Source organism: Pseudomonas sp. NY15435 (assembly GCF_048068295.1).
In the GTDB taxonomy this organism is placed as follows: Bacteria; Pseudomonadota; Gammaproteobacteria; order Pseudomonadales; family Pseudomonadaceae; genus Pseudomonas.
The window spans coordinates 1-238 of record NZ_JBLUQA010000045.1; the positions used below are offsets into that span (position 1 = coordinate 1).

General features: G+C 59.7%; 1 pseudogene. It reads right to left on the bottom strand.

From position 1 onward, the window contains the following. Window positions 1–192: pseudogene (locus tag ACNFH5_RS30650) on the bottom strand (electron transfer flavoprotein subunit alpha/FixB family protein); the annotation flags it as partial. Between the last annotated feature and the right edge of the window lie 46 nt (window positions 193–238).

Sequence of the window (238 nt, forward strand, 5' to 3'; positions counted from 1 at the left end):
GGCGGCGTTGTCGGCGACCAGCACCTTGGAAACACCAGCGATCTTGGCAGCAGCTTCGGCTACGCCACCGACGTTCTGGCCAGCGACCAGGACAGCGATGTCACCACCGATCTTCTGCGCGGCAGCGACAGTGTTCAGAGTGGCAGCGCCCAGTGCGCCGTTGTTGTGCTCAGCGATTACCAGGATAGCCATCAGATTACTTTCGCCTCGTTCTTCAGTTTCTCGACCAGTTCGGCAA